The 13,301-nt window shown below is 59.7% G+C and carries 14 protein-coding genes and 2 pseudogenes; 5 read left to right on the forward strand and 11 right to left on the reverse strand.

The genetic code is table 11. From position 1 onward, the window contains the following. Window positions 1–176: 176 nt before the first annotated feature. Together ABD654_RS12195 and ABD654_RS06950 are read right to left on the reverse strand one after the other, a co-directional pair. A pseudogene (locus ABD654_RS12195) lies at window positions 177–323 on the reverse strand (integrase core domain-containing protein); the annotation flags it as partial. Window positions 324–378: 55 nt separating this feature from the next. Further along, entirely contained in the window at window positions 379–1,413 is a 1,035-nt protein-coding gene (locus ABD654_RS06950) for a DMT family transporter (protein ID WP_344703622.1), read from the reverse strand. An 89-nt stretch (window positions 1,414–1,502) separates the two neighbouring features. Between ABD654_RS06950 and ABD654_RS06955 the strand changes: the two genes are divergently transcribed. Continuing rightward, window positions 1,503–2,426 carry a LysR substrate-binding domain-containing protein gene (locus tag ABD654_RS06955; protein WP_344703624.1) on the forward strand — a complete coding sequence of 308 codons (924 nt, stop codon included), beginning with the start codon at window positions 1,503–1,505 and terminating at the stop codon, window positions 2,424–2,426. Window positions 2,427–2,708: 282 nt separating this feature from the next. Here the strand turns inward: ABD654_RS06955 and ABD654_RS06960 are convergent, their stop codons facing one another. Together ABD654_RS06960 and tnpA are read right to left on the reverse strand one after the other, a co-directional pair. Beyond that, complete coding sequence (locus tag ABD654_RS06960) at window positions 2,709–3,113, reverse strand: hypothetical protein (protein WP_344703626.1); 405 nt, start codon at window positions 3,111–3,113, stop codon at window positions 2,709–2,711. Next, the gene (tnpA, locus tag ABD654_RS12200) at window positions 3,110–3,262 is read right to left on the reverse strand and encodes an IS66 family insertion sequence element accessory protein TnpA (protein ID WP_425552738.1); all 153 of its coding nucleotides are present in this window, start codon (window positions 3,260–3,262) and stop codon (window positions 3,110–3,112) included. Before tnpA ends, ABD654_RS06960 begins: the two co-directional genes overlap by 4 nt. A 169-nt stretch (window positions 3,263–3,431) precedes the next feature. Between tnpA and ABD654_RS06965 the strand changes: the two genes are divergently transcribed. Both ABD654_RS06965 and nadS read left to right on the forward strand, forming a co-directional pair. After that, window positions 3,432–3,770 carry a type II toxin-antitoxin system RelE/ParE family toxin gene (locus ABD654_RS06965; protein ID WP_425552739.1) on the forward strand — a complete coding sequence of 113 codons (339 nt, stop codon included), beginning with the start codon at window positions 3,432–3,434 and terminating at the stop codon, window positions 3,768–3,770. Next, window positions 3,767–4,051 carry a NadS family protein gene (gene nadS / locus ABD654_RS06970; protein WP_344703628.1) on the forward strand — a complete coding sequence of 95 codons (285 nt, stop codon included), beginning with the start codon at window positions 3,767–3,769 and terminating at the stop codon, window positions 4,049–4,051. The genes ABD654_RS06965 and nadS overlap by 4 nt, the downstream gene beginning before the upstream one ends. A gap of 390 nt (window positions 4,052–4,441) precedes the next feature. Here the strand turns inward: nadS and ABD654_RS06975 are convergent, their stop codons facing one another. From ABD654_RS06975 to ABD654_RS07005, 7 genes are all read right to left on the reverse strand, one after another. Beyond that, window positions 4,442–5,233: an SLC13 family permease gene (locus tag ABD654_RS06975; RefSeq protein WP_344703630.1), complete on the reverse strand. Its 792-nt coding sequence runs from the start codon at window positions 5,231–5,233 to the stop codon at window positions 4,442–4,444. A gap of 119 nt (window positions 5,234–5,352) precedes the next feature. Next, the gene (locus ABD654_RS06980; protein WP_344703632.1) at window positions 5,353–6,489 is read right to left on the reverse strand and encodes an RNA-guided endonuclease InsQ/TnpB family protein; all 1,137 of its coding nucleotides are present in this window, start codon (window positions 6,487–6,489) and stop codon (window positions 5,353–5,355) included. A 134-nt stretch (window positions 6,490–6,623) separates the two neighbouring features. Continuing rightward, window positions 6,624–7,616 carry a site-specific integrase gene (locus tag ABD654_RS06985; protein ID WP_344703634.1) on the reverse strand — a complete coding sequence of 331 codons (993 nt, stop codon included), beginning with the start codon at window positions 7,614–7,616 and terminating at the stop codon, window positions 6,624–6,626. 14 nt (window positions 7,617–7,630) lie between these two features. Further along, entirely contained in the window at window positions 7,631–9,148 is a 1,518-nt protein-coding gene (locus ABD654_RS06990; RefSeq protein ID WP_344703636.1) for a DEAD/DEAH box helicase, read from the reverse strand. Continuing rightward, window positions 9,145–9,870 (reverse strand): hypothetical protein, encoded by a 726-nt coding sequence (locus ABD654_RS06995; RefSeq protein WP_344703638.1) that lies wholly within the window; start codon window positions 9,868–9,870, stop codon window positions 9,145–9,147. The genes ABD654_RS06990 and ABD654_RS06995 overlap by 4 nt, the downstream gene beginning before the upstream one ends. Continuing rightward, complete coding sequence (locus ABD654_RS07000; RefSeq protein ID WP_344703640.1) at window positions 9,867–10,067, reverse strand: hypothetical protein; 201 nt, start codon at window positions 10,065–10,067, stop codon at window positions 9,867–9,869. The genes ABD654_RS06995 and ABD654_RS07000 overlap by 4 nt, the downstream gene beginning before the upstream one ends. Window positions 10,068–10,458: 391 nt before the next feature. Continuing rightward, window positions 10,459–11,160 (reverse strand): plasmid pRiA4b ORF-3 family protein, encoded by a 702-nt coding sequence (locus ABD654_RS07005; protein WP_344703642.1) that lies wholly within the window; start codon window positions 11,158–11,160, stop codon window positions 10,459–10,461. A gap of 78 nt (window positions 11,161–11,238) precedes the next feature. Here ABD654_RS07005 and ABD654_RS07010 point away from each other — a divergent pair, with 78 nt between their 5' ends. Together ABD654_RS07010 and ABD654_RS12205 are read left to right on the forward strand one after the other, a co-directional pair. Then, on the forward strand, window positions 11,239–11,448 hold the full coding sequence (locus ABD654_RS07010; RefSeq protein ID WP_344703644.1) for a hypothetical protein: 210 nt from the start codon (window positions 11,239–11,241) through the stop codon (window positions 11,446–11,448). Window positions 11,449–12,277: 829 nt separating this feature from the next. Beyond that, window positions 12,278–13,251, forward strand: a pseudogene (locus ABD654_RS12205) (IS30 family transposase). Window positions 13,252–13,301 lie beyond the last annotated feature (50 nt).

Raw genomic sequence — 13,301 nt, forward strand, 5'->3', positions numbered from 1 at the left:
ACAGCTGCCGGCTCCACTCGACCCTTGGCTACCACGCGCCGAGGGAGATCGAGAAAATCGCGGAAGCAGCTTAATAAAAGTGTCCGCTACGACTTGACCAGAACACCGTGAGGTGGACCCAATCAGTTGGACAGCTTGGAGGCGCCATTAAGCTCTGATCCAGCTGTGTTCCCGGCTCAAGCTGCCAGGGTCGTGAGCTGTTGGTAGTGCACCTGATTCGGTGTGTGATAATCAAGGCCTTGATGATACCGAGTCCGGTTGTAATGCCGGAAGTATCGGCTGAGCGACTGCTTCAAGTGATGGCCGTCCTCGAAGGCCGTGAGGTAGACGCATGTGCACTGGAATGCTCAAAAGGCCATGGCCAAAAACACTTGACCACTACAAGCGCTGCCGGGCCTTCGCCCATGATCTGGCCGTTATAAGGTGACGGGACCACGTTAACAAGCCCAGCGGCGGCATGGCGGGCATGGGGATCGCCGGGAAGGCATCACGCGCCTGGTTCGCGGAAGGTGCGCGGCCTACCGCCCTACGCCTTTCAGGGGCGAAGAATGGACGCGGCAAGGCAGTCTGGGTAATGGCCCCGCTAACAAAGATGGCCGCCACCGCCACCATCAGCGGGGCGCTCAACGGGGCCCAGCCCAGCGCAACGACGAACAGCGAGGAAAGCACCGGCACCAGGTAGGTCAGGATACCCAGCACGGTGGTCGAGCAGCGTTTCAACGCAAACCCCCAGGTCATGAAGGCCACCCCATACGGCCCCACGCCGATGACCGACGCCATCAACCAGTCCTCGACGGTGCTCTTCCCGACAGAGGGCTCAAAAAGCAGGTGCAGGCACAGCGCGATGACGGCGACACCGCCGAACAGGCGCTTGTAGTCGGTCGGGCGTGACTGGCTATCCGCCTTCAAGTAGAGGGAGAAGACGATCCACGACAGCCCGGCCGCCACCCCCGCCGCATAGGCGAGCGGCGGGGTGGGAACGCTTTCACTGGCCGTCAGAATCAGGGGTACCAACCCCGAGAATGCCACCAGCGCGCCCAGCAGCGTCTCGATGCGCAAGCCGCGCCCTGCCAGCCGGTCGGCAACGAGCATGAACCCCACCGGCCAGGTATACGTCACCAGGGTCACCTTGGCGGGGTCGCCCTCGCTCAGCGCCAGAAAGTAGAAGTAGAGCGCGCCCGTGAGCCCGCCAACGCCCATCAACCAGAACCTCCCGCTACCAACCGGTGCTGGCCTCTGCCCTGGCTCACGAAAGCGTTCCAAGCCCTGGGCCATGCCGGCGGCCGCCAGCATGGCGACAGCAGCTGTCAGCATGGGAGGCAGCTGCACCAGCTCGCGCAAGAGTGGCAGGCTCGCCCAGAGCGCCACCGTCACGAGCCCAGCGAAAAACCCCATGGATGATGACTTTTGCATGTCTCCCTTCTCCTCTTCGATGATCCATGAATGCCTTTGTGGCGTTTATTTTCTCAACGCCACCGGTATCATGGAAACGAAGTCTTATGATGAGGTCATCGGGAAACGTGATAACAAATCCCAGCGATCACAGGCCACTGGATCTTGTCCTGCTCAAGACATTCGTCAGCGTGGTGGACAAGGGTGGCTTCACCGTGGCGGCCGAGCCGCTTCATCTGGCGCAATCCACCGTCAGCGCTCACCTGAGTCGTCTGGAAACGGACCTCGGCTGCCAGCTGCTGCAGCGAGGGCAAAAGGCGGCCGTTCCGACGCCGGCCGGCGAACGTCTGCTGATCCATGCGCGGCAGATGCTGCGCCAGAATGCCCTGGCCTGGCAGGATGTGCAGGAGCAGCGGCTTGCCGGCGTGGTTCGCCTGGGTATCCCCGACGACTATGTCATCTACCTGCCTGAAGCGCTGTCGGCCTTCGAGGCACGCTTCCCCGGCGTTGAACTGGAAGTCCACTGCGATCTGAGCGTCGAACTGGTGCAGAAGATCAGAGCAGGGGCCCTCGATCTGGCGATCACCACCCGCCAGCCCAGCAGCCCGGGGGGCGAAGTCCTGTGTCGCGAGCCCATGGTGTGGGCGGGAGCTACCGGCCACGACACCCACTACCGCTTCCCCTTGCCGCTCGCCGTTTCCCGGCAGGGGGTGTGCATCTTTCGTGATCGGGCCATTGCCGCGCTGGATGCGGCCGGGATGCCCTGGCGGATTGCCTACGCCAGCCCCAGCCTGTCGGGGCTCACCGTCGCCGTTCGGGCGGGGCTTGCCGTGACGGTGCTCACCCCCTCCATGCTGGGGACGGGGCTACGTCGGCTGGGCCGCGAAGAGGGATTGCCGACGCTTCCGTTCGCGGAGATTTCACTTCATCGCAGCCCCGGGCGACCCACCGAGGCAACGCAGCAGCTGGCTTTCCAGCTGCAGGCTCATATCCGGGAGAAGCAAGGGGGACAAGGTGGCGCTGCCTCGCGCTGACGTTGACTCGGTTGGGTACAGCGCGGGAGGCATCGAAAGGAGATCTTCGGAAACATAGCCCTGGCGGACATGACGTGCCTCTGGCGGGGATGGCCTGTGGGGCGACTGGATCGGGGCTGTGGCCTAATCGCCACGGTCCAGTGAAGGCGTGTTGAAGCAGGAAGGTTCTCGGGGTGACCCGGGAACCCTCGCCCAAAGCGCGGTGCGCGGCGGGCGGGGAGTGTCAGTGCGCGAATGCCAGGCGGCGGGGTTCTTCGTCCGCGCTGAGTTCGCGGATGCGGCTCATAACAGCAGGCTTTCCAGCGTGCTGGCTTGAAAGATCTTCTGCCCCCAAGCGCCCAACTGTTCTGAATCAGCCTCGTTCAGCTTTTCCTGTACCCACTCGGGACAGTCGCCATACTTGGAAATAATCATTTTTTTCAGCAGCTTGGCCTCGCCTTTGACTTCACCTACCTGACGTTCTTTAGCCAACGCCTGGCGCTCCAACGTATTCACATAAGCCATTTTCTTCTCCTCCTGTATCTCATCGACCTCATGAGAAAATATCGGTTCCAACCCGTACGGCAGCTGTATCATCCAGTCGATGATGTTAAAAAGACGCACGATGTCCTCACGTTCATACCCCCGCTCAAACAGCAGGCGCGTCAGCGCGACCTTGGTGTCCTTGCGCGTTGCGCCGTCCTTCAACCGCTTGGCGGTTTCCAGAGATAGAACGAGCTTTTTGACAGACCCCTGCGTTGGCAGAACACGCGCTGCGATAGGCCGCTGGCAGCCTGCTCATCGATCCAGGCCTGCCACTGCTCGGCAGGGTAACGGGGAGAGCGTTGTGACGTCATGAGGATGGATGCTCCGTCGATGAATGACGGGACGAGCGTAGGGGATCAGGCAACATCAGGGAATGACGCGCCGAAATGACCGGTTACGGGTCAACGCATTCATCGACAGCATTCGTGCTTATAGTGTACCCTGTACACTTTAATGCTTCAACGATAGGAAACATTGAAGGTGACCCATGCCATCGAGTTCATTGAAACCCCGACGTTTACTCGGCAAATTCTGGCAATGGCCACCGATGACGAGCTGAAAGAGCTTCAGCGTGGGCTGATCGCTCAGCCGGACAAGGGGGATCTCATCCAGGGCACCGGCGGGCTACGCAAGATACGCATGGCCCTAGGATCACAAGGCAAGCAAGGCGGCGCACGGGTGATTTACTTTCTGGCGACAGCCGACGTGATTTATCTGATACTCGCCTACCCCAAAAGCACGAAAGACAGCCTGACCGCCAGCGAGAAGGTCACATTGAAAGCCCTGACTCAAACCCTGAAGGGAGAGGTGACGCCATGAGCATTTTCAACGAACTCCAGACATCGCTGAACGAAGCCATCGATATCCAGCAGCATAATGCGTCGGCCTCTCGCGTGACGCGCCACGAGGTGGCCGATGTCAAAGCGATCCGCGCGGAGCTGAACGTCTCCCAAGCCGCGTTTGCTGATGCCATGGGAACCAGCGTGGATACCATCAAAAGCTGGGAAGCGCGTCGCCGTAATCCGACGGGACTGGCCGCCAAGGTACTGGCCGCCATTTCGCACAACCCGGCGTTTTTTCAGGAGCTGGCGACGCATTAATCAGCCGGTCAACGCCTTACTCCACCTGCGGGGTAAAGGCGTGGCCACAAGCCCGGCACTCGTAATTATCCAGCACCTTGCTGTCCAGCTCGTCGCCGAGTTTGGCGCCGCTAACACCGCCGGCAGCTCCTCCGACTAATCCACCTAAAAGAGATTTTCGGAAACATGGCCCGGGCGGACATGACGTGCCTCTGGCGGGGGTAGCCTGTGGGGCGACGGGATCGGGGCCGTGGCCTGATTGCCACGGTCCGGTGAAAGCGTGCTGAAGCAGGAGCGTTCTCGGGGCGACCCGGGCCCCCTTCCCAAAGCGCCTTGCGCGGCGGGCAGGGCGTGCCTGCGGCTTTGGGCATACTCAAGCGCGTAAGCCGTCTGGTTTCCCAGCAGCGCCTATTAAAAGGGAAACACCAACGGCGTGAGAAGCAGCACACCCGCCGAATAGGCCAGGCTGACCGGCAGGCCGATTTTGAGAAAGTCCCTGATGCGGTAGCGCCCGGAGGAATACACCATCAAATGCGTTTGGTAGCCGAACGGGATTAAAAAGCAGGCGCTGGCCCCGTAGGCCACGGCCATGACGAACGGCAGCGGGTCGGCACCGAAGGCCTGAGCCGTACTCCAGGCCACGGGGAAAGCCAACGCAGCGGCGGCATTGTTGGTGACGGTTTCGGTCAGCAGCAGCGTCAGCAGGTAACACCCGGCAAAGGCGGCATAAATACCGTAGCCGCTGAAGGCATGCTGCATCCCCGTGGCCAGCAGCGCGGCCGCGCCCGACTGTTCCAATGCCTGGGCCATCGCCAACGCCGAGCCGATAATCAGCCACAGGGAAAACGGAAAGCGACGGCGCAGCTCGTCCACGGTGAGAATCCGCGTCGCCAACAGCCCGGCCAGCAGGACCAGCAAGCCGTGAAAGAGCGGCACCACCCCCAGACTGGCGCTGGCGATCACCGCCCCAAACCCGGCCAACGCCCCGGCGCTTTGCCATGGCTTCAGCCGCGGCCGAGTAAAACTGCCGCTGAGCAGGTGAAAGTTTCGGTCCAGATTACGGTGCTGACGAAAGTCCGTCCCAACAGCCAGCAGCAAACAATCTCCCACGCGTAGCGGTATCTGCCCGAGCTGGCCTTCCAGCCGTCGTTCCCCTCGACGTATGCCCACCACGCCGGCATTGAACATACTGCGAAAGTCCACGTCCTGCAGCGTTTTGCCGGGCAGCTGTGACTGCTCCCCGCCCTAAGCGCTAACGCGCCACGGGTGGGGCTTCCCACTTCAACGGCTGCTACCGACAACGTGCCGGCTTTACGCGAGCCTCAATGGGCAGAGACGGACAGCCCTTCCGTCTTTAACTGCAGGATGCCTTGATGCTTGATATTCAGCGCGGCGTTAATATCCCGATCATGGCGTGTATGACAGGCGGGGCACGCCCAGGATCGAACGCTTAACGTCATGCTGTCCATTTTGTGCTGGCATGCGTGACAGGTCTTGGAACTGGCAAACCACGGGTCAAGTTTGACCAGGTGCTTTCCCTTTTCCTCTGTCTTGTACGCCAGCTTTGCCATCAAGGCATGCCAGGACGCATCGCCAATATGCCTGGCGAGCCTGGTATTTTTCATCATGTTCCGGACTTTCAGCGTCTCGACGATCACCGCTTGGTTGTCGTCAACGATCTGCCGAGACAGTTTGTGCTGGAAATCCTTGCGGGCATTCACCACACGCTCGTGAGCTTTGGCGACGAGCAGGCGGGCCTTGGCCCGCCTGGCGCTGCCTTTTTGCTTGCGCGACAACGCCTGTTGCTTGCGCTTGAGGTTTTTCTGCGCCTGCTTGAGAAAGCGCGGGTTGGCCGTTTTATGACCGTTTGAGTCAATGGCGAGGTGAGAAAGCCCCATGTCGAGGCCGACAACGCCGGCTGTATCGACTGCCTTGAGCGGAGCCGGTGCTTCCTGCTCGGTTTCAAACAGCAGCGCGGCGTAGTGCTTGCCGGTAACAGTGCGCGACAGCGTGATACTCTTGAGCTTGCCGTCCATCGGGCGATGAATACGCGCCTTGATGGCCTTGAGCTTCGGCACCTTGATCCAGTTGTCGCCGTGCCTGACGTTGACGCAGTGGTAGCTGGACTGCCGGCCCCGCTTGCTTTTAAAGCGTGGATAACCGGCTTTTTGTTTGGGGTCGAAAAAGCGCTGGAACGCCTTGTCGAGATTGATGCACGCCTGCTGAAGCGCCATCGAGTCTGCCTCTTTCAACCACCCGTACTGTCGAGACTTTTTCGCCACCGGCAATAGTTTCTTGATGTCATGCTTGGCATTCAAGGACTCGCCGTGACGCCGGTAGCGATGGGACATGATGCGAAGGCCGGCATTGTACACAAAGCGCACCGATCCGAACTGGCGGTTCAGTAACGATGCCTGTTCAGAGGTGGGGTAGATGCGTACCTTGATGGCCTTCAGCATGATGTCACACCAGCTATGTATATAGATTCACCTTAAGTCTGAGGGAACCCCAAGATTAAGACCTGTTTTTTGCCGGACATTGCGCCCGGGCTTAGCAACAGTGCCAGCACCCTCGTTGGCGTTCCTAAGCCCCATCACAACGTAAAGAAATCCCCGCCATGGTCTTCAAACGCATCAGCGATGCGAATGTATGACTCCAGCATTTCCTGATCGCGATGGCCGCTAACCCGCTTGATTTGAAAATAACTTTTGCCGCGCAGATGCGCCTCGGTAATGAAGCCCGCGCGGAAGCTATGCGGTGAGTATCCCCTATCCCATAAGCCGGCCACCTTGAGTGCCCTTTGCATTCGTGCCACCAATGCATTCGCTGACATTCGGCCGGCGCCTAGCCGCCCCCGGGATGACACCGCACGAAAGATCGCCCCGTTTTCAATACGTGAAGCCGCAAGCCAGCGCTCCAGCATCGCCACAGGGCAATACTCCGTCCCCGGGGGTGCCCGCATGATGTTCTTGGTTTCAATCTGTCCGGAACGATTGGTTTTGCTGTGATGCAGGGTCACGATGACCCCTTCCGGTCGCCATTCCAGGTCTTCGCAAGCCACCACAACCACTTCGCTACGGCGGAATGCGCCATAAAATGACAGTAAAAACAGGGCGCTGTCGCGCAGGCCATGCAGGGTATGACGATCCAGGGCGTCCAGCAGGCGATGCAGTTCCTTGAGCCGGAGAGCGGGAGCGGATGCCTGTCGTGTGTCACGCGTTTTCTTGATGCCGCGTATCACGCTGCGTACGGCCTGGTGTTTTACCGGCGAAGGCAGATTGTGATAGCGATGCCACATGTTTAATGAGTTGGCATACCGCTGAATGGTGACGGGCGCTTTGCCCGCCTGGTTCTGCTCGGACAGAAAGTTCGCGACCTCCACCTCGGTGGCCGGCAGCTGACCACCGGCCTGGCAGTAGATCTTCAGGTCGGCTCGCATGGCCCGGACCGTGTTGGGTGAGACGCTCTCTGAGAGAAGGCGTCGAGCCTCGCGCGATAGCCCTTCGACCGACGCGAGAACGCCGCCCGGTTCATAGGGATGCGGCTCTTGCGCAATAAGTGACGGCGTGTCGTGATGGCGACCCATGGTATCCCCCTCCTTCAAGATGTCAGCCGCAGCGCCACCAGGCGCTCAAAAAAGGCATGGGAAAACGCCACATCCGCCTGGTAGGGACTCATGTGGGCGTCGGCTTCAAACGTCAACGACACGTCCGATGAACCCGACGTATCTGCCTCTGATCCGTCGGCGGGTGATGCCGCGCTGTCAGGGGGAGCGTCAGTCGTTGGCGGTGCCATGCCCGGCGCCGATGTGTTCGCTCCCTGCGTTTCATCAGGTGGCGTGGCGACGGTGACCGTGGCCAGATCTTCGGGCAGGTCATCACTCAGCCGGCGTGCATAGTGGCGCAGCAACGGTTCATTCAGGGCGTATAAGTAGCAGGTCGCATCGTGGTTGCCGATGCGCCGAATGATCCGCCCCAGTACCTGTCGGAAAAACGCTTCGGTGCGGACGTGGCTGAGATAGCAACAGACATGCAGCCGTGGGATATCCACGCCTTCACTGACCATGCCGACCGAGACAATCCACGGGGTGGAGCCCCCACGAAAGCGCTTCAGTTTTGCGTGGGCATTCGGTTCACGGCTGGTGACCAGGCAAACGTCCTGCCCTTTCTCTTCCAGCCGCTGGGCAATCTCTTCGGCGTGCATGATGTCAGTCGCCACCACCAGGCCGGCGGCGTCCGGATGTTGTTGGCGCACCGCGGTCAGGCGCTGGTTTCCCAGCGTCAATAGCCGATCGATCAGAGCATCATCCCGTACCAGGCTCGCGTAGTGGACGGCCGGGTGGGTCAGCAGGCGCGGGATGTTGGAAAAGCGGTGGGTTTCCGGGCGACCGGTTTTCAGGTGAAACCCTTTCAGCGTGATGGAGCGATTATCGACCAGCTCCATCTGAGGGTGGCGGCAAACGCCATCGGCGATAGCGTCACGCAGCGTATACACGAAATCGGGCTGAAGTTGACGCTGCTGGGCTGGCGCTTCCGTTTCGTCGCTATCGTCATCGTGATCTTCCACTTCCAGGTAGCGCAACAAGGGTAAACAGCTACCGTCGGTGCGCCACGGGGTGCCGGACAGCGCTACCGTCAAGCGCACGTGCCGCTCCAGTGCCATCAGGGCCTTGCCCCACTGATTGGCACCGGCCGACGCCCCGTTATGGCCGGCAGCATGGTGGCTTTCATCCCAGATCAGGAGGATGCGCGCCCGTTGTCCCAGGCGCATAAGATCGTTCAGGCGATTTTTCAGGGCATGATAGGTAAAGCCGGCGCCCAAGGCGCCCAGCTTGCCATTCATGCTGAGATCGGTGACCTCTTCGAGCGATGCCACTGCGCTGCTGACAACAGCGCGGGTCGGTCCCAGGTAGAGGACATAATCAATCGCATCCTGCTCCAGCAGGACTTTGGCCAGCGACGCGGCAAAGTACATCTTGCCGGCGCCCGGCGTGGCCTGGCACAGAAAGTGTGGTGTTTGCGGCGACAGTGTTTGCAGCGCCTGCTGCAGGCACTCGGTCTGCCAGCGCCGGAGGGGCGGCAGGTCCAACGCTATCGCTTGATCCAGGTGCTGACTCATGCTTCGCCCTCCCCACGGTCTTCGTCCGCCAGGGTGCGACGCAGCTTGATATTTGCGTCCAGCTTGCCTTTCAGCTGGCTGCCCTGGGCGATGGCCGCGTCCAGTAACGGATTGATGCGGTCTGATTCCTGGGGAAACTGAACCAGTAGCTGGCGCAGGTGCTCGGACTCCCCCATGACGGTTTCCATCTCGGTTCGCAGGGCATGTCGTTCCAGGTCCAGATGGGCATGCAGCTCACTGTCTGTTGTGGCTGGCTGATCGGTTGGAGACGTCGGTGGTGTCTCGGGTGACGTATATGTTGTATGCGGCACTGGCGATGACTGCCGAGCGATATGCGGCGGTTCCGCCGTGCATGAGGATGCTGCTTCCTCAAATGCGCGGTTATCCTCAGTCGTAGGCGGGTCTTCGGGCACGTTATCGATGTTCAGGCGGAATACTTTCCGGCATTTGCCCTGCAGCCCGACTTGTTCAAGCAGGCCGTGGTTTTCCAGGCTGCTCAGCCGGTCACGTACCCGGTAGCGCAGCGTGGTCTGATCCATCCCCTCGAACTCGGACTGCTGGAGCAGGAGATCGCGCAGTGAAATGATAGTGAAAGCCGTATCTGAACGAGCGTGATCCAACAGGAGATTGTCGAGTGCTTCGGCAATCATGCGGTCGACCGGATCGCTCTTGTGGCTTTTCTGAACGGGCAAGGTATTGGCGGGATCTACGCGCGGGCTCATGACGTCACCTCCTGATGCTGGGAGATGGTGTCTGCCGTCCGGGACAGGGCGTTGGCCTTACGCATATGCGCGTTATAACGGCGGTAGCGCACTTTCAGGCTGCTGTTGGACTTCAAGGCAGCGATGGCCATGGCGCGGTGAGCCGCAGCTCGTGCGCGGGGATTATTACGATGGTGGGATACGGTCAGATGGACCATGGGTAGGACTCCTGTATCAGTGGAGTCACCCGCATTGCTGTCAATCAATGGGGGCGACGGTACACGGGTTGACAGACCGGAGATACAGGAACCCGGCAGGCCGAAGCCTCCCACGCACCGCCGCCATAACAGCAAAAAAGCGCCGCTGTGGCGCTTGTGCGCCTGAATCGTTCCGGGCTGTCAATCCCGATCGAGCAATTTGGCTCGATGACCTGACGTTAACAAGGCCCCATACTTCTGTAAAGCCCCTATCAACGTCTCCATGTGACACCAGGAATCGCGTGCTAAGGGCGCTGCCTGCCCGATGCCGTGGACCAAGGGGAAGAAGGCCAGTCTCCCTAAGAAACATTCGCCGCGGTGGTCGAGACCACGGTGATGAATGCCGAAGACGTCACCGATTCTTGTCGATTTCCTCCTGCAGCGTCTCCATTAGTTCTTCAATGTTATGGATGCCCTGCGCCTTCAGCGACTGCTCCATGTCGAGTGATTGTGACTGCTGCGGTAGCGCTTGACGTGGCTCACAAGCCCCCTCACCCAAGCGCCGGAAGCCAGCCTGAAAAGGCACGAGTATATCGGCGATTTCCGCCTCATCCAGCGCCTCTGGGTCGAACTCACCATCGAGCGACTCCAGCAAATACTGACCATGCTCATCCTGCTCGCCAGTGGCAGCTGCCTTCAACGCCGCATAGCCCGGTATGCCACCGATATCTTCTGGTGGGCAGGCCATGGCACCGTCGATAAACCGCGGGCAAGGATCGGCTTTCTCCAGGCCCGTCTCCTCGACGACGAGGCGGTGCTCCCAGCCATCGCCAAAATCATAGATATATTGGAATACACCCTCCTTGGCACGCGCCGCCATCGCCTTCAGCTTGGCGTTGCGCGCCAAAGCAATGGGCCGATCGCTCCATTCGTCTGGCTCCCCGTAGAAGCGGCCGTTGCACTCGAATTCATAGAGGTGGCAATCCGCCCACCCCATCACGTCCTGGATCAGTTCATGGAGACGGTGCAGATTGATCTGCTCCGGTACCACCACGCGGCGCCAGACCAGCGGGTCGGTACCAAGCAGCTCGATGCGCAAGCGAATATCGGCCATGGATGTTCTCCGGTAAGAAGACGTGTAGCACCATGGTAGCTCGCATCGTTTGCGGGTCCAGCCCAGGAACCAAGAAACTTGAATCTGGTGCAGTACCTCAGCAAGGGGGCCGAGACCAGAGTGCGAGTGCGCATCGATGCCGGGTTTACCGGCAATCCTACGCTGGTCGCCATGGAAGAGCGTGATATCAAGTACCTGGGCCGGCTGCGCAGCAACAAGGCCCTTCAGACGTGGCGGCACCGTATCTCAAGCGGCCGCCCGACCACCCCGGACCAACCGCCGGAATGATGCCATGATCTTGAATACCTGGACGACAGCCATGAGCGCAAGCCGGACTGAGAGCTATCGAGGCTCTGAGCACCTCATCCACCTCATGCTTGCCATGCCGCAGAGCTTCCTCAAATGGATGCACCTGCAGTGGTGTGCTAACATGCGCCGCTTAGAAATTCCGCCCATGAAACATCAGGGCGCTCGGGCAAACATGAAACGCAGCTCATACAGCCGGTTTGCCCGGTGAGTTCTACCAACACAACATGCCCTACTCCACCCTTGTGTGGGATAGCAAGTACATCGGCCTCAAGGGTAAGCCGTGAACCCTTGTGCGGTAGCGTGCGCGAATGGTCGAAAATGGCGCGAAACAGGGCCAACATCAAGCGGTCGAGTGATGCAGTGGCAAGAAGCGGCGCCAAGCCTTGGCGCCGGACAACCATGTATGGTTGTCGATAACACCGTTTCTTAAGTTGTTGATTTTAAATATGGTTATCGATAAGCGGGCTCTATCGATAACTCTCAAAAACAGTAATTAAAGCTCCAAAGGCGTGGCCGCCTACCGTGTATATCGAAACCCATTCTGGCTTTACCAAGAAGAGAGCGAAACCAGCCGTGGCCTATCTCATGTAGGTTTTCGGATGGAAGAGCATCCTTAGCAGAATATTTTCAAAGATGACGCAACCATCAGCGATCTTTTCCGATGGTTTCAAAACGCTCGATGTCATCATTAATCATTTAAAAAAATCCTGGATTCATAGAATAACCGCAGCACTTTGGACATCACGGTGGAGGCAGGAGGGCCAGCGCCGGTACCCTTCTCGGCCCACCGACCAAAGTGAAGCAGAGCATGGGATACCGACAGCTGATCCAGACCCAACGATACCAGATTCACGCCCAACGGGGTGTCGGCATGAGCCGGCGACAGATCGCCAGAGAGCTTGGCATCCACAACAGCACGATCAGTCGAGAGCTGCGCCGTAACAACGCCGCTGAGGGCTACGATCCTGAACAGGCTCAGGCCTTTAGCGATGACCGGCGCCGCACCGCCTGGAAGTGGACGAAGCGTCTGCCCAGTATGATCACCGCCGTCGTTGAAAGGCTGCGCGAGGAGTGGAGCCCGGAGCAGATCAGCGGCTTCATGGCGCCTCTGGCTGGGATCGGCGTCAGTCATCAGTGGATCTATTCCCTGATCTGGGACGACAAGGCTTGCGGTGGTGATCTCTGGCGGCATCTCCGTCAACCCAAGCGTCGCAGTCGGCATCGTGCCCAGGCCAGGAGCGCAGGGCTCGGCAAGATCCCGAACCGTGTGGGCATCGAGCACCGGCCTGCTGATATTGATGGCCGGCTTACCATCGGCCACTGGGAAGGTGACACGGTGCTTAAGGGACACAAACAGTCAGGCCTTGTCACGCTGGTCGAGCGTCGCAGCGGCTACCCAGGATCTCGGCAGAGCTGACGAAAGGGGCCATGATCCGCCTGCTGAAACCTCGCCGGGGTGCTGTCCAAACCATCACGCCGGACAATGGCTCGGAATTCGCCGACCACGTAGCTGTGGCAAAGGCAGTGACAACAGCAACGTACTTTTGTGACCCCTACTGCTCCGGACAGCGTGGGACCAACGAGAACACGGATGGCCTGATACGGCAGTATTTTTCCTAGGGAACCGACTTCCGACGGGTCACCGTTACCGAGCTTCGCAAAGTGGTCAGGAAGCTGAATGATCGCCCCCGAAAACGGCTTGGCTATCGGACACCGGCGCAGGTGTTCCTGGGGGAATACTCAGGAGCCCTGGATAGCGCAGGTGCTGCGCTTATTGGTTGAATTCAGGAAGAAAAGCATAGTTTCAGGTTTCATCCGCTACTGGACCATAA

Origin of the sequence: Halomonas cibimaris, assembly GCF_039537045.1 — a bacterium.
Classification (GTDB): Bacteria; Pseudomonadota; Gammaproteobacteria; order Pseudomonadales; family Halomonadaceae; genus Vreelandella; species Vreelandella cibimaris.